The sequence below is a fragment of the Nitrospira sp. genome (assembly GCA_016788885.1).
Taxonomy (GTDB): Bacteria; Nitrospirota; Nitrospiria; order Nitrospirales; family Nitrospiraceae; genus Nitrospira_A.
In genome coordinates this window covers 97,191-119,216 of sequence record JAEURX010000017.1, presented here as the reverse complement: position 1 = coordinate 119,216, position 22,026 = coordinate 97,191, and the positions used below count along the sequence as shown (strand labels likewise).

General features: G+C 62.0%; 17 protein-coding genes. 15 read left to right on the top strand and 2 right to left on the bottom strand.

The window, feature by feature from the left end; all coding sequences use genetic code 11:
* Positions 1-132: 132 nt before the first annotated feature.
* The 5 genes from JNL86_05310 to JNL86_05290 all read left to right on the top strand — a co-directional run bounded on the left by JNL86_05310 (position 133) and on the right by JNL86_05290 (position 5,928).
* Entirely contained in the window at positions 133-3,297 is a 3,165-nt protein-coding gene (locus tag JNL86_05310; GenBank protein MBL8042319.1) for a hypothetical protein, read from the top strand.
* 160 nt (positions 3,298-3,457) lie between these two features.
* Complete coding sequence (locus JNL86_05305) at positions 3,458-4,480, top strand: methyltransferase domain-containing protein (GenBank protein MBL8042318.1); 1,023 nt, start codon at positions 3,458-3,460, stop codon at positions 4,478-4,480.
* 116 nt (positions 4,481-4,596) lie between these two features.
* Complete coding sequence (locus JNL86_05300; GenBank protein MBL8042317.1) at positions 4,597-5,040, top strand: DUF5069 domain-containing protein; 444 nt, start codon at positions 4,597-4,599, stop codon at positions 5,038-5,040.
* Between the two features lie 252 nt (positions 5,041-5,292).
* Positions 5,293-5,736, top strand: a complete 444-nt coding sequence (locus tag JNL86_05295; GenBank protein ID MBL8042316.1) for a PRC-barrel domain-containing protein — start codon at positions 5,293-5,295, stop codon at positions 5,734-5,736.
* A 12-nt stretch (positions 5,737-5,748) separates the two neighbouring features.
* On the top strand, positions 5,749-5,928 hold the full coding sequence (locus JNL86_05290) for a DUF1328 domain-containing protein (GenBank protein ID MBL8042315.1): 180 nt from the start codon (positions 5,749-5,751) through the stop codon (positions 5,926-5,928).
* Positions 5,929-5,983: 55 nt separating this feature from the next.
* Here JNL86_05290 and JNL86_05285 read toward each other — a convergent pair whose 3' ends face one another.
* Positions 5,984-7,756: a DUF2207 domain-containing protein gene (locus JNL86_05285; protein ID MBL8042314.1), complete on the bottom strand. Its 1,773-nt coding sequence runs from the start codon at positions 7,754-7,756 to the stop codon at positions 5,984-5,986.
* Between the two features lies 1 nt (position 7,757).
* On the bottom strand, positions 7,758-8,306 hold the full coding sequence (locus tag JNL86_05280) for a LemA family protein (protein MBL8042313.1): 549 nt from the start codon (positions 8,304-8,306) through the stop codon (positions 7,758-7,760).
* A 178-nt stretch (positions 8,307-8,484) separates the two neighbouring features.
* On the opposite strand from JNL86_05280, the gene JNL86_05275 reads away from it, so the two are divergent.
* The 10 genes from JNL86_05275 to JNL86_05230 all read left to right on the top strand — a co-directional run bounded on the left by JNL86_05275 (position 8,485) and on the right by JNL86_05230 (position 22,009).
* Complete coding sequence (locus tag JNL86_05275; GenBank protein ID MBL8042312.1) at positions 8,485-8,811, top strand: hypothetical protein; 327 nt, start codon at positions 8,485-8,487, stop codon at positions 8,809-8,811.
* A gap of 55 nt (positions 8,812-8,866) precedes the next feature.
* Positions 8,867-9,379 (top strand): DUF4188 domain-containing protein, encoded by a 513-nt coding sequence (locus tag JNL86_05270; protein MBL8042311.1) that lies wholly within the window; start codon positions 8,867-8,869, stop codon positions 9,377-9,379.
* 306 nt (positions 9,380-9,685) lie between these two features.
* Entirely contained in the window at positions 9,686-12,286 is a 2,601-nt protein-coding gene (locus JNL86_05265; GenBank protein ID MBL8042310.1) for a sigma 54-interacting transcriptional regulator, read from the top strand.
* Between the two features lie 214 nt (positions 12,287-12,500).
* Positions 12,501-13,766, top strand: a complete 1,266-nt coding sequence (locus tag JNL86_05260; GenBank protein ID MBL8042309.1) for an NAD(P)/FAD-dependent oxidoreductase — start codon at positions 12,501-12,503, stop codon at positions 13,764-13,766.
* Between the two features lie 175 nt (positions 13,767-13,941).
* The gene (locus tag JNL86_05255) at positions 13,942-14,964 is read left to right on the top strand and encodes a VTT domain-containing protein (GenBank protein MBL8042308.1); all 1,023 of its coding nucleotides are present in this window, start codon (positions 13,942-13,944) and stop codon (positions 14,962-14,964) included.
* Positions 14,965-15,254: 290 nt separating this feature from the next.
* On the top strand, positions 15,255-16,382 hold the full coding sequence (locus JNL86_05250; GenBank protein MBL8042307.1) for an efflux RND transporter periplasmic adaptor subunit: 1,128 nt from the start codon (positions 15,255-15,257) through the stop codon (positions 16,380-16,382).
* Positions 16,383-16,399: 17 nt separating this feature from the next.
* Positions 16,400-19,483, top strand: a complete 3,084-nt coding sequence (locus JNL86_05245; protein MBL8042306.1) for an efflux RND transporter permease subunit — start codon at positions 16,400-16,402, stop codon at positions 19,481-19,483.
* Between the two features lie 11 nt (positions 19,484-19,494).
* Positions 19,495-19,800, top strand: coding sequence for a hypothetical protein (locus JNL86_05240; GenBank protein MBL8042305.1), 306 nt, complete (start codon positions 19,495-19,497; stop codon positions 19,798-19,800).
* A 12-nt stretch (positions 19,801-19,812) separates the two neighbouring features.
* The gene (locus JNL86_05235) at positions 19,813-21,285 is read left to right on the top strand and encodes an efflux transporter outer membrane subunit (GenBank protein ID MBL8042304.1); all 1,473 of its coding nucleotides are present in this window, start codon (positions 19,813-19,815) and stop codon (positions 21,283-21,285) included.
* A gap of 178 nt (positions 21,286-21,463) precedes the next feature.
* A complete protein-coding gene (locus JNL86_05230) occupies positions 21,464-22,009 on the top strand; it encodes a hemerythrin domain-containing protein (GenBank protein ID MBL8042303.1) in 546 nt (181 codons plus the stop codon).
* Positions 22,010-22,026: the final 17 nt, after the last annotated feature.

Below are 22,026 nucleotides of genomic sequence, written 5' to 3'. Positions count from 1 at the left end.
ATGGATCTGGTAAGGGCCACTCATTCTCTGCACACACGTCCTCGAGCGAAGATGGCCGCGCACGACTATGAACTGGACATTCCGGAGCTGCCGGGACCTACGCCTCCCTCCAGCCATTCGGGTCTCAATCGAATGGATTGGCTGATGGCCGTGCTCTTCGGTCTGGCGGTGACGGTTGCGTGTCTTTTCATCGCCCGTGCGCTCCCATCGTTTCTCTTTCAGTCGATGGATTTCTGGTTCGAGGCCGACACGCTTCGCGAAATCTCGAACATGACCCGCGTGCATGACGATCATTACCGCACGTCGGTGCATCCCCTGTTCTCCTTAATCACGTTTGTACCGGTCTATCTGGTGAAGCACGGCCTCTCGGTCAGCCCGTTACGCGCCGTGTTGTTGGTCAGCGGCCTGGTCGCCGGACTCTGGGGCGGCACGCTGTACCTCCTGTTTCGTCTGCTGGGCTGTCGCTTCATCGATGCGATCTTGTTCACGCTGCTCGGCCTCTGTAGCGCAGCAGCCTTGTTTTGGCTTCCGATCCCCAACTCCTATTCCTGGGGCTCGTTGTCGATCATGCTGGCACTGGTGCTGCTGCTCAGTGCCGAGCAGCGGACGTTCGGCGCCGGTGCCTACGTGGTCGCCAGCGCATTGACGCTCAGTTTCACCGTGACCAATTGGGTGGCCGGCCTGCTCGTCAGTCTGGCCCGATGGCCTTGGAAGCAGGCGGTCCAGCTCTCCGTGAATGCGCTTTGTCTGGTGGTGCTGCTCTGGGGTGTTCAGAAATTCATCTTTCCCTCGTCGGAATTTTTCATCGGCCACCGCGCGGAGACCTCGTTTATCAATCACCCGCAGTCCGGGGGGATCTCCAATATTGTCTCCTCCTTCGTATTTCACAGCCTCGTCGCGCCGACGGTCCGCTTTGTGAAAGATGACGCTTACGCGCAATCGAAGGCGGACGCCTTCCGCCTGGCGGATCGGCTGACCTTCCAGTTTTCCTCACCCGGTTCGGCCGGCTGGCTTGGGCGTGTGGCCGTCGTCCTCTGGTCCCTGTTGCTCCTGAACGGGCTGTGGCGATTTCTAGTGTCGGATCGACAAGTGCGGTTTCGACTGGTTCTTGGCGGCTTGCTGCTGTTTGAATTCGTGCTGCATCTCCTCTACGGCGAAGAGACCTTTGTCTACAGTTTGAATTTTCTGCCACTGCTGCTCGCGGTGGCGGCATTCGGCGCCGTCGGGCCTGGCCGTCGGATCGTGCTGAGTCTCACGGCGCTGCTGCTCTGTTGTGTCGCGTTCAACAACTGGCAACAATTTCAAGCCGCCGCTCATTCGGCCACACAGTTCACCCCGCAGCGCGAATTGATGACGACGATGATGGAGCAGGACCCGGCGCGCCCCTGGCCGCGATCGGTCGGTCATGTGCCGCTTGCGGTCCCAGGAGCGCCGGAGGGCGGCACGGCCTACCATGAACCGGGCGGGGACTTTAGCCCGCAGACACCGAGCTTCGGCGTGTCGCTGTGGTTCTGCGATGCCAAGGGGTTGCCGGTGGTGATCAGTCAGACTGTGCCGCTCAACGTGATCACGCAGGAATTCGGGCCGGCCACCCATGCGACCATTCCTGCCATCGTGACGAAGACGCCGTACTATCACGCCACCTGGTCCAGGCTGGATGCGACTCGTTGGGAGCTTCGATTGAAGAACGAGACGCCACACGTGCCGGTGATTGTGATTCGAAGCGTGGGGCCTGCTGGAGGACCGGTCACCGCACTGAGCCAGGATGCGGGACAGCTCACGGTGAATCATCGGTGGGCACTGAGTGCCACCCCCGCTCCTGCGGCCATTACGTTGGGGGACGAGAATCAGCCGGGCTGGATGACTGCGCAATCGACGGCCACGTCCTGGAGCGGGGAAGCCGGGTGGGGTTATGCGCGGATCGCATTCGCGGCGTCGTCAGCCAAAGCCGGCGAGGAGATTCGTCTGGTCCTTTCCGATCTGCAGCCGCCTGTGGAAATGGAGCGCTCGTACAGGGATGCGCCGAAACGCGCGCGTCTGGCGTTGCCCGACCCGCGTATGCAGGCGTCCATGAATGCCCAAATCAGCCATCTGATGATGAGCCTGGTCGATGATGAAACGCGACCCGGCGATCCGGCCCTGTTCTATCGCGCCTGGCATCGGCAGGGGGCCTATATCACGGCGGCGCTGGCCCGTGCCGGAGATCCCAAAGTCGGCCGGGTGCTCTCGCAGTTTTTGGCGACGCATGATTTCGCGGGAGGATCAGGGCCGGAAGCCGACGCGCCGGGCCTGGCGATTTGGGCGCTCACCGAGTCCGCCGGCTATATTGCCGATCCGGTGCACGACGACTGGTTATGGCCGCATCTGCTGCGAAAGGTCGGGCGAATCGAGGAGATGATGGAGGCCCGCTCGCCCATTGTGGAATCCTACACGGTGCCGGCTCCGCATGACTTCCAGCATCTTCGCCAGACCAGGACGGCGGTGCTGGCTCAACCGGCCCGCGACGGGGTGATTGTCGGGCGGGTCGGCGAGGACTGGCCGGTACGCTATGTGAACGCCGTGAGTTATCGCGGCCTCCTGGCTGCCGCCGAGTTTGCTGAACGACTCGGGAAGCGCCACTATGCGGCGCGTTGGCGAACGGAGGCACAGAGTCTCCAAGAAAGTTGGATGCGGCAGTTTCCCGATGGGACTCAGGACGGCGGCGCGTCACCGACGGGACTGCGTTCGTTGGTCGGGTCCGCTCTCCGGAAGCATCAGTTGGGCCAGCCGATGGTGACCTATCGTCCCACGGAGGAGCGGGGCACGGTTACGGGCCAATTGGCACAGGCCCATCAGGCCTTGCGCTCGGGGCGGCCGGAGGTGGTGTGGAGCACGCTCCATCACGCGTGGAGCCGACAGGCCTCTCCCGGGTTATATACCTGGGACAGCGCAAGGTCGATCACGGATGAGTTGGCGGACGGATGGCAATATGCGAGGGGCTGGCACAATGAGCTGGCCGTTACGCCGGACTATGAAACGGCGGCGTTGCTACTGTTGCTGCAGCAGGACATGCTGGCCTACGTCGATGAGACGGCGGCAGTGCCCTCAGTGGTGATCGGGGCAGGCATCACTCCGGCCTGGCTTGCGCAGCCGATGGCCGTGTCGAACCTGGCCATTCCCGGAGGAACCATCACGTGGCAGTGGGACGGCCATGTGATGCGCGTCACGCTGCGAGGGCCTTCGCGGCACATTCGATTGGGCCCGGCGTTCCCTGCCGGCACTGAGGTGAAGCTGACGCACAAGCCGATGGTTCATTGAGGGACATGCCCGCTGCCCCGGTTCGTGCTCTCGCCTCGCCGTGAATCCTGTCAGCCGACGCGCTCCTGTCCTGCCCTCGCATCAATCCGCGCAAAGGATTACAATTCGCCCATGCCGATCCGTCGTATGGCCTTCACCATCGAACCGAGGAGTGTTGCCGATGTTGAAACCCGAGCCGGCCGGTGGGCCGACCCCGCAGTTGTTCTTCCAAACCGCGAATGCGTACCAGCGTTCACAGGCGCTCAAGGCCGCTGTCGAGTTGGATCTCTTCACCGCCATCGGATTGGGGCATGACCAGGTGCCGGCCCTCGCCGAGCGTTGCGGCGCAGCCCAGCGCGGCGTGCGCATCCTGGCAGATTACCTCACCATCCAAGGCTTCCTCACCAAAGAAGGCGATCGGTACAAATTGACGCCGGACAGTCAGGTGTTTCTCGACCGGCGGTCGCCTGCCTACATGGGGTCGGTCCTCGGGTTTTTGCATGCGCCGAAGTTCATCGCTGCCTTCGACAACTTGACCGAGGCGGTACGTAAAGGAGGAACCGTGGTGGGCGACGCCGGCACGGTCACGCCGGAGCATCCGCTCTGGGTCGATTTCGCGCGCTCGATGATCCCGATGATGGTCAAGCCGGCAGAGGAAATCGGCATCTTCGTGCGACAGTCGCAGCCGAACGTAAAAAAGGTATTGGATGTTGCAGCCGGGCACGGGCTGTTCGGCATCGAGATTGCGGCCCGGTGTCCTGAGGCTGAAGTGACGGCCCTGGATTGGCCCAACGTATTGACGGTGGCCCGCGAGCTAGCCCAGAAGTCCGGCCTCGAGTCGCGCTATCACACGATCGCCGGCGATGCATTCCAGCAGGATTTAGGGTCCGGCTACGATCTCGTCCTGCTCACGAATTTTCTCCATCATTTTTCCGTGCCGACCTGCGAGGCGCTGTTGCGCAAGGTTCATCGGGCGTTGGCGCCTGGCGGGCGGGTCATCACGTTGGAATTCATCCCGCACGACGACCGTGTGACGCCGCCGCCGGTCGCGGAATTTAGCTTGATCATGCTCGCCACCACACCGGAAGGGGACGCCTACACGTTTCGTGAATACGAGCAGATGTTTGCGGCTGCGGGATTTTCCAGGACGGAACTGTATCCTGTGGCCGGGTCGATCGAGCAGGTGCTGGTGTCCTCGGTCTAGCCTGTTGCGCGGTCGTCGATCCCCACTCTCCATCAGCGCGCGTTCAACGGACGATCGGTGGCGGAGTGGGGGACGATCGGGTGAGGAGAGTATGGTCTTGCAAGCCTCGGTGAGTCATGTCGGATAGACTTCGGTCGCCACGGGAGCGTCTGGGCGGCTATGTCATTCTGCCGCGGCTGATCGACAAGGTGCGGCTCCATGCGCAGGGGCTCTTACCTGAACCGTACGTGCCGTTCCTTCTTCGCCCCGGCTTGCCGTTGGACGGTCGGTTCCTCGCCTTCACCGGATTGCAACCGGAGGCCCTTCGACAGGCGGTGCTGTCCAACGACGACGATGAGGCCATTCTGGCCTGGGTCACGGCGACGGCGCTGCTGCACACCTCTCAAGAGATCGAGGCCTGGAGCGATGGCTTGGTGCGGCTTCAACCTGATCGTGCCTTGGCCCGGCTCTTGGGCAGGCTCAGCCCTGAGCTGGCGAAGCAGGTTGAATTTACGCAGCACCCCCTGTTCGATCTTATCGACATGGATGAACGGCGCAGACCGGTTCCCGTTGGTTCCTGATTCGCCTCAGGTGAACCCACAGTAGTCAGGAGCATTTCTGCTGGAATCGCCGATCCGTTGCTACGACAAGCCTTCGGTCGGCGGCCTCGTCGGTGTGTGCCTCATCCTCTTTGGGATGATCTTCCGCTGAACCATCTCCTGTCAGGGTGGGTGCCGTGTTTGGAAACTAGGGTTTCCGAGAAGTGTCTTCCCTCCGTCGCCGGTGTTCAATACGCAGAAGGCACTGTGAGCGATTCTTGAAAGGAGGCCTCCATGCGGTACGCCATCGCCATTCTCGTGACATGCCTATCGGTCGCCCTGGTTCACCAAGCCGATGCGCGAGATCGCAGCGGGGTGTTTAAGGCCAGCCAGTTGATGGGGATGAATGTGTTGGGAACGGATGGAAAAAACCTGGGCGATATCAAGGATCTGGTCATCAATCCGGACGACGGGGCCATCGATTATGCGGTGCTCGATTTTGGCGGGTTCCTGGGCATCAAGGACAAATACTTCGCGATTCCGTGGGATGCGCTACAGGTGGCGACGGATAAGAGCCACATTCTCATCGACGCGACGAAGCGGGATTTGAAGCAGGCTCCGGGGTTCGACAAGAGCCACTGGCCGGATTTCGGCGATTTGGCGCAGACCACCGTTATCTATGAGTTCTACGGAGTCCCCGTGCCCAATGTGAGCGGCGAGCACAAGGTCACCAGGTAAGGGGAGGGTGCCATGTTTTTGAAATGGGCGGCGATTTTTTTCATCATTGCCATGGCTGCCGGGGCATTGGGATTCGGCGGTGTTGCGCAAGGCGCCGCTGAGATTGCGCAGATCCTGTTCTACATCTTCCTGGCGATCTGTGGCACGTTTATCCTGGCGGGTATTTTTCTTGCGGAGAAGCTGACCTCGTGACAGATGGCGGGTCAGGCTATCCGTGGTAGCCGCACGAGCGGTTGCTGTCGACGGCTCAGAAGCCCCGGCCACCTCCGCCGCCGAAGCCCCCGCCGGATGAGCCGCCTCCACTGAATCCCGATCCGCCGGAACTGCGCGGGGCTGAGGTCATCGTCGAACCGGTACGGGACGCCATGTCCCCCATGCGGCTAGTGAAGCCGCGTGTGTTGAACTGCGCGAGGTCGCTTCCCTGGTACCAGGCCGGGGCGGTCATCACGATGGACTCGAACGCTCGCGCCCAATTCGTCTCCACACCCAGGGCCATGGCATAGGGCAGAAACTTCTCGAACAACTCCGGTGTTTTCACCACCCGCTCGAATCGGTCCGCCTCCACTCGGGTCAGGAATTCCTCGAAGCCCAGCACGCCTTCCAACGCGCGCGTCCCTTTCACCGTACGAGCCGGCATGATGCGCCCGAATCCAACCACGATCAGGCCTGAAAGCAGGCCGGCCCAGAGAAATGTCATCGGCGCCATCCCCCATCGAGCGGCCACTACGGAAAGTCCGACGGTCAGCAGCATGCCCAGTACCACCCCGCCGATCAGATACCCCTGCTTTACCCGGTCCGGCCGTTGCGCATAGTACTTTCGCTGTTGGAGCGACTCGAAGAGTGCGTCTTGAATCGGGGGCAGGGATTTGTAGAAGCGGTTTTCGAGGGAACTCAGCAAGACCTCCTCGGCGGCGGCGTCTTTGAACAGGGCTTCCAGCAGGAGGCGCTCATAGGCCGGCAAGGTCCTCCACTCCTGCGTGGGCTTGGTGCGTTGAAACCGATAGTCGGTACTTGACCAGAGGCCGAACAAGTGCTCGGCTTTCTGCTCGGCGATTCGAAGATATCCTCGTACGGCGAGGTCGACGATGGTGGCGGTGAGGTCGCGCGTGTCGGGACTGTCATCCACGAGGGTTCCGGCTTCGGCGGGAGTCAGTCGATCCGGTGGTTCGTAGGCGACCGTGATGGGCCGGAGTCGCGGATCCTTGCCTCGCGTGCTCCACAGGCGATACATGACGAGGAAGACGAGCAAGGGAATTCCCAGTGCCCAGTTGCTCACGAGAAAGGTCTCTGTCCGATCCACCGCCGTGGGAGCCGCCACGATGCCCTTGTCCCATCCGACCACCGCCGTGAGTCCCTCGCGAAATCCCAGTGTGCGGGTCATCGTCATGGTGATGCGCGATCCTTCGGTGGAGACCGTCGCCGCCTCTTCCCTGGCTCTATAGGCGCCGGTAAAGGCGAGGGCGCGCACGCCGGTCGCATTCGGCGGCAGCAGGATGCGAGCGGACGCCTGCTCGATCGGCACGTCCCACTCATCGCCGGTGACATTCCAGTAGAGCTCGTCGTGGTCGTCGAAGAACTTCAGCCCGTTGCGGACCCGGTATTTCAAGACGAAGGTGCGCGTGGCGTCCGTTGCGCCGGGAATCCAGATGCGGAAGTTCCGGTAATGCCGTTCACGGCTGCTTTCGAATTTGAGCGCGGTCCCTTGCTCGTCGGTGACCGAGACCATGTCGAGCAGGAGCCGGTAGTTGAATCCTTGCGGGGTGCGGTATTCGACGGGAATGAGGCGCTCGATGCCGTTCCAGGAACCTTCGAACCGAGGGCTGACGGTTTCCGTGACGAGCAGGTCGCCACTCGGGAGCACCTGAAGATCGACGTCGAAGCGACTGAGCACGAACGATCGTGCATCGGCGTGCAGCACCTGCCAGAAGAGGCAGAGGCACAGCAGGAGCAGCGAGAGCCATGCAGGGGATGGACCGTGCGGTCGTCTGGCGCTCAAGGTCCTGCCGACCAGGCGAATCACGTTAGAACTGGACTCGCGGTGGTTCGCGCTGGATGCTGTCGCTCAGTTCGAAAAATTGCCGTCCCATGAACCCGAACCATTGCGCGATGAAGTTGGTGGGAATCTCAAGGCGCTTGGCATTGTAGTCGCGGACCACCGCGTTGTAGTAGCGGCGGGCGTTTTGGAGCGCGTCTTCGATCTGATTCAGGCTGCCTTGCAATTGCGTGAAGGCTTCCACCGCGCGCAGTTGCGGGTAGGCTTCCGCGAGCGCAAACAACGATCGTAAGGATTGGGTGAGTTGGTTTTCTGCCGCGGCCTTGGCTTCCGGCCCCTGCGCCGCCATCGCGTTGGCCCGGGCGTTGATGACGGCCTCAAGGGCGCCTTTTTCATGCGCGGCGTAGGCCTTGACGGTTTCCACGAGGTTCGGGATCAGGTCGTAGCGGCGTTTGAGTTGCACGTCGATGTCGGCCCACGCGCTTTCGCAGGCGGCGCGGAGCCGCACCAGGCCGTTGTACATCCCGACGACGATCAGCACGAGCAACACGAGCACGATGAGGATGATCCATCCCATGAGGGTCTCCTTGGTCAGATCGGGTGGCGGCTGGGCGGGATGATAACGCGGGTGTGCACGTCTGTAAAGCAGTCGGCCGGCGTGACTTTCCCGCAGCCTCCAGGTATCCTCGGCTCGCCTGTGAGGTCGGGCAGGTATCGAGCGACGTCGATGTCGTCCATTCCTGAGGGGGGCAACTATGAGGTATGTGATTGGGCGTTGTGGGATCGGTGCGGTCATGCTCGTCCTGTGTCTGGCGGGTGGAGGGACGGCATGGGTGCCAAGCGTGCTGGCCGATGAGCCGACGGTCGATGCCAACAGTCCGGACGCCATCAGGCAGGCGCTCGAACAACAGCAGGGCAAGCGGGTGAAGGTGAAGTTGGTGTCCGGACAGGACCTCGACGGCAAGGTGGCGAAGGTCGACAGCCAGGTGGTGGTGCTCAGCGAGTTGTCCGGGATGGAATTTTTCGATGCCACTGTACGGCTGGATCAGGTGGCGGCGGTGCTTGTGCGGCGCGGCAAGTAGGCGTCGAGTCACCGTGGCGTTAGCCGGACCCATTCGCAATCCCTCCCGAGAGGCTATGATGTCCAGCCCTATTCTGCGCAGGACCGTCGACCTGTCCGGCTTCCCGGATCTCGTGGTGATCTACCTCGGGATGCGGGTTAATCGCTGGACCGGGCTCAAGACGCTGTTCGGTTTCGGCCCTCAAATCGCCCAGTCAGTCGAGGCCAGGCCGGATGGGCTGCTGCTCCATGAAAATCTCGTGTGGTCCTTGTTCCCTCCGCATGTCGGGATGCGGCAATATTGGCGGGATTTTGACTCACTCGAGCGTTGGGCACGTTCCGATCCCCACCGGCGGTGGTGGCAACACTTTCTCCGCGATACCGGCGGCACGGGATTTTGGCACGAAACCTATTGCATGCGCGGCGGGATGGAGGCGGTGTACAACGACATCCTGCAGGAGATCGGGTTCTTGCGGTTTGCTCCGGTCCAGGCGGCCAAAGGCGCGCTGTTTACCGCAAGAAGTCGGGCGGGACGAGCCGGTGAATCGACGCTACCGCCGGCGGTGACGGAAGAAGAACTGGAGCGGTAACCTCCGTCGATCCGGCGGGCGATGTGCCGCGTGGTTCGTGTTGCCCCGATCAAGCGGGTTTGTCAGACAGCGTCATCGTGGCAGTGGGTTCGAGAGCGCACCGTCCATCTGCAGTTCGCGATTCATACCGTCCCCCCGCTCCCTCCGCCTTGATCTGTGTCTTCCTCGACGCGACGACCGGCGCGCCGCATTTTTGCACAGGGTACGACCTGGGAGTTTCATGTCAGGTGAGAGTTCACCGGGTGAACGGATGGCCCGACTCCCGGGAGTTGCATCGGAGCCCCGACGGAACCGTATACTATGCGCATGCACGAGATGATGCCAAGCAGTGTCGAACCGATGGTGGCCGATCAAGGCGCAGCCCTGTTGCGGGTGGCCGAGGTCATTGCCGCGCACCATGATTTGCCGTCGCTCTTTCAGGATCTGGCGCACTGCCTACCGGTGGTGGCGCCGTTCGATTTCGTCGGACTGGTGTTGCATGATGCCGCCAAACAGGTGATGCAAGTGCATGTCCTCGAAACGGCGGAGGCCCGGCGCGTGACACGGCGTCTCGACGGGCTTGAAATGCCGATGAAGGACTCGGCCAGCGGGTGGGTGTGGGAGCATCAACAACCGATCCTGATTCCCTCGCTGGCGGAGGAAACGCGGTTTCAGGTCGGGATGGACGCCCTGCGTGGAATCGGCATGCAATCCGTCTGCTTCTTTCCGCTCACGACCGGCATGCGCCGGGTGGGCGCCATTGGGTTCGGCAGTTTGAAGCCCTTTGCCTTTGACGAAGGCAGCGTCACCTTTCTCAATCAGGTGGCCAAGTTGGTGGCGGTCGCCGTGGACAACGTGCTGCATCACCAGGATCTGGCCCGAGACCGGGACCGGCTGCGTCTCCTGCTCGAGGTGACGGAATCGATCGCGTCGCACCATGATCAGCGTCTGTTGCTGGCCGACCTGGCTCAACGGCTGCCCCAGGTGGTGCCGTTCGATTTCATGAACGTCGTGCGGTACGATCCGTCACGCGACATGATGCGGCTTTGGCTGTTGGTGACGTCAGAGCGATCCACGATTGAACCGGGATTGGAAACGCCGGTCGACGAATCGCCCGGTGGCCTGGTGTGGAAGACGCAGCAGCCCCTGACGGTTGATGATGTTGAGCGTGAGCAACGATTTCCCGCGTTGATGGCACTGTTCCGGCAAAACGGCGTGCGCTCGTTCTGTGTGGTACCCCTCACGACCGCGCAACGACGTCTCGGGGCGATGGGATTCGGGAGCCTGCAGCCGCGAATCTATCTCGAGAGCGAAATCGCCTTCATGAAGCAGGTGGCGCAACAGGTCGCGGTGGCATTGGACAACGCGCTCAACTCGGAGTCCACCCTGGCCTATCAAGCGCAATTGACAAGGGAGCGCGACCGGCAACGCCTGCTGCTCGAAGTGAACAACGCCGTGGTCTCGCACCTGGATTTGGACCAACTGTTTCCCGCCGTCAGTGGTTGCTTGCGCCGGGTGATTCAGCATGACGGGTCGAGCCTGCTGCTGTGCAATGAGAACACCGGCCGCTGGCGTATCCATGTGTTGGATTTCGATCGGAACGAAAACTTCATTGAGGAAGGGCGTATCGAGGAGAGCATACAGTCGCCGTCCTGTCTGGCGATTACGACGGGGAAGCCGGCCTTGTTCGGAGAGCGAGAGTTGCTGGCGATGGGGGGCACCTCACCCTGCGCACAGGATTTGCTGGATCGTGGCATCAAATCGTTCTGCTCCGTGCCGTTACTCTCTCGTAACGGTGCGCTGGGGGCCTTGAATGTGGGACGGCGGAAGGACGCCGGGTTCGATCCGGAGGATGTGCAACTGCTTGGGCAGGTCGCGCAGCAAATCGCCATCGCGGTCGAGAACGCCCTCGCGTTCCGGGAGATCGCGGCCCTCAAAGATACCTTGGCGAAGGAAAAGGTCTATCTCGAAGAGGAAATTCAAACGGCCTACAACTTTGAGGAGATCGTCGGGGAGAGCCGTGCGCTGAACCAGGTACTGAACCAGGTGCAGACGGTGGCGGCCACTGATTCCACGGTGTTGATTCTCGGCGAGACAGGAAGCGGAAAGGAACTGATCGCGCGCGCGCTCCACAATCTCAGCGGCCGACGGGAACGGACCTTCGTCAAACTCAATTGCGCCGCGATTCCCACCGGTTTGTTGGAAAGCGAGCTCTTTGGCCATGAAAAGGGCGCCTTTACCGGCGCGATCGCCACGAAAATCGGACGATTCGAGTTGGCGGATCGCGGGACGATCTTTCTCGATGAGGTGGGGGAGATTCCGCTCGAGTTGCAGGTCAAGTTGCTGCGCGTGCTCCAGGAACAGGAATTCGAACGGTTGGGCAGTACCAGGACGATGCGGGTCAATGTCCGTGTCATCGCCGCGACGAATCGTGACCTGGGGCAGATGGTGGAGGAACAGAAGTTCCGCAGTGACCTCTATTACCGCCTGAAGGTCTTCCCGGTGACTGTGCCTCCTCTGCGCGACCGAGTCGAAGACGTGCCGGTGCTCGTCCGGCATTTCGTCCAGAAATTTGCCTCGCGCATGAAGAGACACATCGAGACGGTGCCGATTGACGCCATGCGCGCGCTGCAATCCTATGGGTGGCCCGGCAACGTGCGGGAGTTGGAAAACTTCATCGAGCGGGCCGTCATCTTGTCATCCGGGTCGGAGCTCTTCGTGCCGACGGCGGAATTGAAACGTCACGCCACTCTGCCCAACGGGTCGGTCACGACGCTGGAGGACGCCGAACGCGATCATATCCTCAAGGCTCTGCGGGACACGCATTGGGTTATCGGGGGATCGTCCGGAGCCGCCGCTAGGCTGGGGATGAAGCGCACGACGCTCCAGTCCAAGATGCAGAAACTCGGCATCGCCCGACCGTTGTAACGCGCATCAGTCTCTCGTTCGCGCAATGCCTCCGCCGGCGGAGGCCGCAACGCTGTTCGCCGTTCTTCTTGTCGGGGATGCAACACGCTCCGTGTTTCTCACGCTTCGCCTGCCTCGTCACAAGCCTGGTGCTGGTCTGTTGTGCATCGGGGACAACGAGGGCTGGGAACATTCCCAGGGTGATTCGACGAGTGGTTCGCGATAAAGTCTGGAGATGGAGACGACCCTCACACGCGTGGTCATTATCGGGGGTGGATTCGGCGGATTGGCGGCGGCGCAAGCGCTGCGAGAGGCCGAGGTCGACATCACCCTGATCGATCGAACGAACCACCATCTCTTCCAGCCGTTGCTCTATCAGGTGGCCACGGCGGCTCTGTCGCCGGGCGATATCGCCTGGCCGCTGCGGACCATTTTCCGGTCGCAGCGGAACGTTCGTGTCGTGATGGGGGAGGTACAAGGGATTGATCGTGCGGCCAAGCAGGTACACGCGACGGACCTGCCGCCGATTCCCTACGATGTCCTGATCGTTGCGGTCGGTGCCCGACACGCCTATTTCGACCATCCCGACTGGGAGGGGTCTGCCCCGGGACTCAAGACGCTCGCCGATGCGGTTGCCTTGCGTGCACGCATGCTGCTGGCCTTTGAGGAGGCGGAGCGCCATGCTGCCACGTCTGACGATACGGCTCCATTGACGTTCGTTATTGTGGGTGGAGGCCCAACCGGTGTGGAACTTGCCGGGGCCATGGCGGAGATCGGTCGCAATGCCATGCTCCCGGATTTTCCTTCTCTGCAGCGTCGTGCAGTCAAGATCCTCCTCGTCGAGGCGGGATCACGAATCCTTTCGAGCTTTCCGCCTGATCTGTCCGCGAATGCGCAGGGTACGTTGGAGTCGATGGGCGTGACTGTCCTCGTGAATCAGGCGGTACGTGACGTTCGCCCGAATGGTGTGGCGCTGGACGGGCACGTCATCGAGACTCGTAACATCATCTGGGCAGCGGGTAATCGTGCCTCTCCACTTCTAGGCTCGCTCCACGTCCCTTTGGACAAGGCGGGCCGGGTCCTCGTGCGGCCTGATCTGACAGTTCCTGGAGACGACTGGGTGTTCGTGATCGGGGATGCCGCCGCCGTGCAGGACGGGCAAGGCCATCCGCTGCCGGGTGTGGCTCCGGTCGCCATGCAGGAGGGGCAATACGTGGCGACGATCATTACTGGTCGGACGCCGCCGATGAATCGGGTCGCGTTTCGCTATTTCAATCGAGGGATGTTAGCCACCATCGGTCGTGCCAAGGCTGTGGCGCAATTCGGATCGATTCACGTGTCCGGTTTGGTGGCCTGGCTGCTCTGGTGCACCGTGCATATCTTTTTTCTGATCGGCTTTCGCAATCGCTTCCGCGTGGTCTCCGAATGGATCTGGTACTACCTGACCTTCAAACCAGGCGCTCGACTCATCGATCAGCCTCAAGATCGGCACCACCCCTGACTGTTCCCCCTGAATGAAGTCGTTTCTTCAGGCGAGCGCGACGATATTTCGGCAGGTGCCGAAGGGAAGGCACTCAGAGTTCGGCACCACCGCTTCGACACATCGGCTTGTCTTTCGCTCATCACGCTAACTCCTTTCGGGATCAGCTGATCCTCCTCCCACTGCATGGTCTCGTATGCTGGAACAATCCCTGCTTTGTATCTCGCTGCGACGTGGGTCGGCGGGAGTCGAAGAGGAGTGGATGATGGAATCGGTGGGCGACTTGTTGGAACAACATGGGGCGTGGGTGTTGTTTGGCGGCGTGTTGACCGAACAACTCGGGTTGCCGTTTCCGGCGTTGCCGCTGTTGGTGGCGGCGGGTGTGTTGGTGGGGGCCGGCCACCTTACCTGGTCGGGTGCGTTGATCGCGGCGCTGTCGGCGACGCTGCTGGCCGATGTTGTCTGGTTTCTCGCCGGGCGGTGGCGCGGACGCCCTATGCTTAGGCTGCTCTGCCGGATTGCGTTGGAGCCGGACGCGTGCGTGCGGCAGACGGAGGACCTGTTCCGCAGGTATGGCGTGCAGTCGCTGCTGGTGGCGAAGTTTATCCCAGGGTTGAGCACCATCGCTCCGCCGCTGGCGGGGATTGTCGGATTGGGGCTCCCGCTGTTCCTGCTCTATGACGCGCTGGGTGCGGCCGCCTGGGCTGGGTCGGGATTGGGGGTCGGCCTGCTCTTCAGTGGGCAGGTGGAGCAGGCTCTGGCCTATTCGGAGCGGGTTATGCCGGCGCTTGTGCTGGCAACAGTGATCCTCTTCCCGGCCTACATCGGCTGGAAGGCGTGGCATCTGCGCCGACAACTTCAGACGATCCCGAGAATGACGGTGGAAGCATTGTTGGACAAATTAACGACGTCCGAGCCTCCGCTGCTCATCGATGTGCGGCCGCGCCAGACCGTGGAGGCAGAGCCGGGCATTCCCAACGCCTTGCACATTGCATTGGAGGATTTAGCGCATCGGCATGGAGAGCTACCGCGTTCCCGCGACCTGGTACTGTATTGCGCGTGCCCGGCTGATGCCGCAAGTGCGCAGGGAGTGTTGCTGTTGCAGCAGAAAGGGTTCTCGCGAGTCTGGCCGCTCGCCGGTGGTCTTGAGGCCTGGCGCGCCACCGCGGAAGGGACGGTATCGGTGCGAATGATTCAGGTGCAGGGGCTCGCGAGCTGACCGTGCGGATGATCCTGTGTCAGCTGGCTGTGGTGTTCACGTATGAGGCGAAGAGCCTGCCGGTATGTCGACAGGTGCCGAATGGTAGACCGTCAGGGCTCGGCACAGACCCGCATCGTGTCCGGGCCTTGAGAGGAGTGTGGTGGGAATGGCGTCGATGAAATCAGTGGTGAGACGAAGGCGTGGACGGGCCGTTCGGAAGGAACGCCTGTTGCGCTGTGTCCGTCACCGTCATCTAAATGTGAAACGCGGGAGTGGCCTGCTACATCTGTCACTGGCCGGGAGGGCTCATGAATCGTCGTGGGTGGATCGGATCGTCGTTGCTGCTGCTGATGGTGGTTGCAGTCGGGGTGGGGTTGGGAGCCTGGAAATACGGCAGTATCCAGAACCAAGCCGCTGCGTCAGCGAACCAGCCGGAGCCGATGGAAGTCGTGACGCTCGCTGTAGCCAGGGCTGTTGACCATCATCAGACCTCTACATCGATCGGAACAGTATTGGCGCTCCGTTCCATTACCCTGCGCAATGAATTGGCCGGGACCGTGAGCCAGGTGCGATTCACTCCGGGGCACATCGTGCAGGCCGGCGCGGTTCTGGTGGCGCTCGATGTCTCGGTGGAAGAGGCTGATCTTCGTGCTCAACAGGCTCAAGCCGTCTTGGCGCGTACGGTTCTCGATCGACGCCGAGCCTTGACCCAGGATCTTGCCGCGGCTCAGGAAGAGGTCGATCGCGCCAGGGCGGATCTCGATGTTGCGCAGGCGCAAATCGCCCGCACGAAAGCGTTGATTGCCCGTAAGACTATCCGTGCTCCGTTCCGCGCCCGGGTCGGCCTTGCCGATGTCCATCCGGGGCAATACCTCAATGAAGGCACGTCGCTCACGACCCTCCAGGGGATCGATGAAGCCGTGCATGTGGACTTTGCGGTACCGCAGCATGTCGCGGTCGGGTTGCGGCACGGCGACCTGGTGGATGTCTATCCGGCCGGTGAGGCGGCTCCGGTTCAAGCCACGATCGTCGCGTTGGATGCCCGTATCGATCCCGCGACGCGGAATGCGATGGTGCGCGCCAGGATCGACCACTCTCCTTCCATGCCTGCACCGGGCGCCGCCGTGCGGATCAAGGTGCGGGTGGGGGCGCCGCATAGCGCAGTGGCCATTCCGGTGAATGCGTTGCGGAAGGGACCAGGCGGCGATCAGGTGTTCGTGATCGGTCCGGACGGCCAAGGCAAATCCCGTGCGCATCTGCGTCAAGTCGAGAGTGGTGCGATGTCGGGCGATGACATCATCGTGCATGCAGGGTTGAGCGTGGGTGAGCAGGTGGCGGCATCGGGTGCGTTTAAACTGCGGGACGGCGTACTCGTCGTCGCCGCCGGCGGGCCGGACATGCAGTCCGATTCAAGTCACGTGTCGGGACAACCGTGAGTCAGAGAGGCACGACCATGCGTTCCTTTACCGATGTCTTTATCAAGCACCCGGTGTTGGCCGTGGTGATCAACCTCGTCATCGTGCTCGTCGGCTGGCGCGCGCTGACCACCCTCCCGGTGCAGCAGTACCCGAAGATTGAAAGTTCGTCGATCGTCATCACCACGGTCTATTACGGGGCCAGTGCCGAGACGGTGCGAGGGTTTCTGACGACGCCGATCGAACGGGTGGTGTCCGCCATCAGCGGCGTCGACTATCTGGAATCCACCAGCCGGGCCGGCGTCAGTACCGTCACGGTCCATCTGAAACTCAATCACAACAGTACGGCGGCGTTGGCCGAGGTGACGGCCCGGTTGCAACAAGTCAGGTCGGAGCTGCCGGCGGAGGCGGAGCCGCCTGCCGTGGAGGTGCAGCGGGCCGATCGTCCCTACGCCTCGTTTTACCTGAGTTTCACCTCGCCTGATCGCACGGTGCCGGCGTTGACGGACTGGCTGTTGCGGTCACTCCAACCGCAATTCGCGACGTTGACCGGGGTGCAACGTGTGACCATTGAGGGGGGCCGCCAGATCGCCATGCGTGTCTGGATCGATCCGGATCGTCTTGCGGCCTACAACCTCTCGCCCGGCGATGTGCAGGCGGCGTTGCGGCGCAACAACTACTTGGCTGCGGTGGGCCGGACGAAGGGCAACTTGGTGCAGGTCAATCTCCTGGCGAATACGGATCTACGAAGCACGGAGGAGTTCGAGGACCTTATCGTCACGGATCGCGGCGGAGCCATCGTGCGCTTGAGAGACGTGGCGCGGGTCGAGAATGGCGCTGAGGAAGCCGACATGGTCGCCAAGTACAATCGGACGGAGGGCGTGTATCTCGGCATCTGGCCTCTTGTGGGTTCGAATGAGATCGACGTGGCCCAAGGCCTGCGGGAGGAAATGGAGCGCATCAGGCCCACCCTGCCGAAAGACATCGACATGCAGTTGGTGTGGGACGGCACCATGTTCATGCGGAGCGCCTTGGCGGAAATTACCAAGACGCTCGGGGAAACGATTCTGATCGTCGCGACGGTGGTGTTTCTGTTCATGGGCTCGGTGCGGACAGCTTTGGTGCCGTTGGTGGCCATGCCGGTGTCGTTGGTCGGCGCGGCGATCTTTATGTATGCGTTCGGCTTCAGTCTGAATCTATTGACGATCCTCGCCATCGTGTTGTCGGTGGGGTTGGTGGTGGACGATGCGATCGTGGTCGTCGAGAACGTCGAGCGGCATGTCCGTGAAGGGAACACCAGACGGCAGGCGGCGCTGCTCGGCTCCCGCGAGTTGGTCGGACCCATCATTGCCATGACGATTACGCTGGCTGCCGTGTATGCCCCGATCGGGTTTCAAGGCGGGTTGACGGGATCGTTGTTCTTGGAGTTTGCGATGACGCTGGCTGCCGCCGTGGTTCTGTCCGGTGTCGTGGCGATCACGCTCTCGCCCGTGATGAGTTCGTACTTCGTCCATCCTGAAGGCAAGGAAGGGCGGTTGACCAAGCTCGTGAATCGAGTCTTCGACGCCACACGCGCGGCGTATGGACGTCTGCTCGACGGCGCATTGGAGATGCGCTGGGCGATCGTGGCCGCGGCCCTGTTGGTGATGGTCGCGGCCTGGCCGTTGTACCAGTTCTCGCGACAGGAGCTGGCGCCGGTGGAAGACCAGAGTCACATCAGTCTCTTCCTCGAAGCGGCGCCGGACTCGACGGTGGCGGCAACCAACCGGGATTCCTTGAAGGTCATCGACGCACTCCGATCGTTCCCCGAGGCGCGCTTCACCTGGTCGCTGACATCTTCGTGGGGAGGGTTCGGCGGCTTGGTGGCCAAGGATTGGCGCGAACGATCTCGTTCGACGGAGATGATGTATGGCCAGGTCTATGGCGCGGTCTCCCAAATTCCCGGCTTGCGAGTCTTTCCACGGCTCGATCCGCCGCTGCCGACGCCCGGCCAGTATGACGTGGAATTGATCCTGGAAAGCGAATTGCCAGCGGCGCAGTTGCTGGACATTACGGGGGCGGTGCTCGGAGCCGGCTGGCAGAGCGGGAAGTTCCTCTACGTCGATACGGACCTCAAGATTGATTTGCCCGAGGCCCGGGTCGTGATCGATCGTGAGCGGCTGGCCGACCTGGGATTCGATCTGGCGCGCGTCGGCCAGGAATTGGGCACATTGCTCGGTGGCGCGTACGTGAATCGGTTCAACTTTTATGACCGGAGCTACAAGGTCATTCCACAGATCGGCGACAAGGATCGGGCGACACTGGATCCGCTGCTCGACTTGAAAATCAAAACGCCCGGAGGCCAGTTGGTCCCGGTCTCGACCTTCACCCGCATCGAGACCAGTACCGCCCCGCGCACGCTGAATCGGTTTCAACAGCGAAATGCGGTGCGTATCTTCGGCGGCGTGAAGCCCGGCATGACGAAAGACGAAGCGCTGCGGGTGTTGGAGACTGCCGCTGCGGCCGCCGCCGGTTCTCGCACGACCCTTGATTTTGCGGGTGAATCACGCCAGATCAGGCACGAGGGGTCGGCCCTCATCGTGACCCTGGGGTTTGCGGTGGTGCTGATCTATCTGGTGCTGGCCGCGCAATTCCAGAGTTTCCGCGATCCCCTGATCGTGTTGTTGGGTTCGGTGCCCTTGGCGATTTCCGGCGCCCTGGTGTTCAGCTTTTTGGATCTCACGACGATCAATATCTACTCGCAGGTCGGCTTGATTACGCTGGTCGGGTTGATTGCGAAGAACGGCATTCTCATCGTGGAGTTCGCCAACACCTTGCAGGCGCGAGGTCTGTCGAAGACGGCAGCCTTGCGCGAAGCGGCCATGACGCGATTGCGGCCGGTGTTGATGACTTCGGCGGCGACGGTGTTTGGCCATCTGCCGTTGGTGTTGGTGTCGGGGCCCGGCGCGGCGGCGCGTAACAGCATCGGCATGGTGCTGGTCACGGGCATGACGGTCGGCACCCTGTTCACGTTGTTTGTGGTGCCGGTGTTCTATGCATTGATCGCGACGCGGCATCAGCCGGCGGAGGAACTGGACGCAGCCGAGGAGCCGGGCTTGCAACTCGCCAGTGCGAAGGGGTGAATGGGACAACCATGCTGAAAATTACGTCGGAGCAGAGTGGAGATTCCGCACGCCTGACCCTGGAAGGCAGCTTGAGCGGGCCGTGGGTGACGGAACTGGAACGAGTGTGGCAAACCGTGCGCCAGTCCGGCATGTTCGCCCCTGTCGTCGAACTCGCCGGCATCACATTCATTTCGGAGGACGGCAAGGCGCTCCTCGCCAGGATGTGGCGGGAAGGGGCGGCATTGATTGCCCATGGCTGCTGCACCAAGCACATCGTGGGAGAAATTACCGGGACGGGACCCATGTCGGCCTCCGGCCGCTGCGACCCGGCATAGGATTGGCGACACATGCGTACACTTGCGTTCAGCATGACTCTCTTTGTTCTGGCCGGCTGTGCGGTTGGACCTGACTATTCACGTCCGGACCTCCAGGTGCCGACCGGATTCCGGATGGCGATGTCGGATGGGGAGACGGAGTCTTTTGTCAATCTGCCCTGGTGGGATTTGCTGCAAGACGAGGAATTGCGTCGCCTCATTCGCATCGCCCTGGCGGAGAACAGGGATCTGCAGCGGGCGGTGGCGTCCGTTGAAGAATTCCAGTCGCGCCTGTTCATCTCAACAATGGAGTTTGCCCCGAAGGCGGATGTCACGGCCAATGCGCCGGCGTTTGGTCGCAAGGCGAACTTTCTCTTTCCCGGCTTTCCCAATCCGTTCAACTACTACCTCCAGGGCAATTTGTCTTGGGAGTTGGATATCTGGGGGCGTGTGCGCCGGTCGAATGAGGCTGCGAGGGGCGATCTACTCGCGAGGGAAGACGCGCGACGTGCGGTCGTGCTCCAGCTGGTGAGCGGCGTTGCGGAGGCCTACTTCGAGTTGTTGCAGTTCGATATGCAGCTCGGGGTTGCGCAGCGAACGCTGAAGTCCTGGGAGGAATCGGTGCGGATCGCCGACGCGCGACTTCGCCAGGGGATGATTTCGCGTATCGATGCGGATCAGTTTGAGGCGGAACGGGCCAATGCTGCGGCTCGGGCCGCGGAGCTCACCAGGCAGATGGTGCAGAAAGAGAATCAGCTCAGCGTCCTGCTCGGGCGACCGCCGGGGCCGGTGGCGCGGGGCCGTTCTTTGACGGAGCAGGTGTTGCCGCCGGAGGTGCCGGCAGGTCTGCCGTCCGAGTTGCTCCAGCGCCGGCCTGATCTCGTGCAAGCCGAACAGGAATTGGCAGCGGCTACGGCGAGGATCGGCGTGGCCAAGGCGGATCGATTCCCCAAGCTGAGCATCACCGGCATGTTGGGTGTGGCCAGTCCGCAGTTGTCGCGTCTCGTTGGCAATGAGACAGCGTTTGGGGTGGTCGGGCCGGGGCTGGTCGGACCGTTGCTGAATGCGCAGATCCTGGGATTTCAGCAGGACGCCGCCGAAGCGCAGGGCCGGGAGGCGCTGGCGCGATATGAACAGGCGGTGCTGGTCGCGTTTCGCGAAGTGGAAGATGCGTTGGTGGCGGTGCACACGGCGCGTGACCAACGGGATGCACAGGCACAGCAGGTCGATGCCTTGCGGTCGGCCCTGAGGTTGGCGAATCTTCGGTATAAAGGCGGACTGGCCAACTACCTGGATGTCTTGGTCGCGCAACGGAATCTGTTTGAAGCCGAACTCGCTCTGACCGGCACGCATCGGTTGCAACTCGTCTCGGTGGTGCAACTCTACAAGGCGCTGGGTGGTGGATGGTCGCCGCTGGAGATGGCGCAGCCGCAACCGAGGCAGGCTCCAGGGGCACGCGGGCAAGTCGAACCGACAGTCGGCGCTGCACCAGCCGGTCGTGGGTAATCGGTCGGCTCTGGTGGCCGCATTCCGTCACCCAAGCGTTCCCGCCGGATCCTTCCACGTGCTCCTGTCTTGAGCACGTTGACAGTCTGCGCTTCACGCAGTAGCTTTTGTCTCCGCTGAGGGGAGAGATGGTGCAGCGCCGAGGCAAACGGATCGAATTCACGACGGATGTGATCGGATGACAGTCGCAGACAGGGAAGGGTCTGGTCCTCTCACGACCGTGCTGGCGGAGGATCATCGACGACTAGACGCGTTGTTGCATTCGGCGACCAGCGCTGCAGATCACATCGACCAGGCGGTCTACGATCAATTTCGCGCGGGGCTGCTGAGGCACATCGGTATGGAGGAAAAACTGTTGTTGCCGGCGGTGCAGCGTTGGCGGGGCGGAACACCTCTGCCGATTGCCGCGAAACTTCGGCTCGATCATAGTGCGTTGGCGACCTTGCTCATGCCTGCCCCGACGGCACAGATCCTTGCGACGATTCGACAGATCTTGTCTGACCACAACCGATTGGAGGAAGGCCAAGATGGTCTGTATGCCATCTGCGATCGTCTGCCGGCGAAGGAGATGGAGTCGCTGCTGGCGGCGCTGCGGGCGGCGCCCGCTGTCCGTGTCATGCCGCACTCCGACAGTCCGGCGGTGATGAAGACGCTGGAGGGCGCGCTGGGCAGGGCGGGTTACTGCCTGGAGCCGATCCCCATGCATACAGCGGACGAGCCATGAAGAGATCGCCGAAGAGG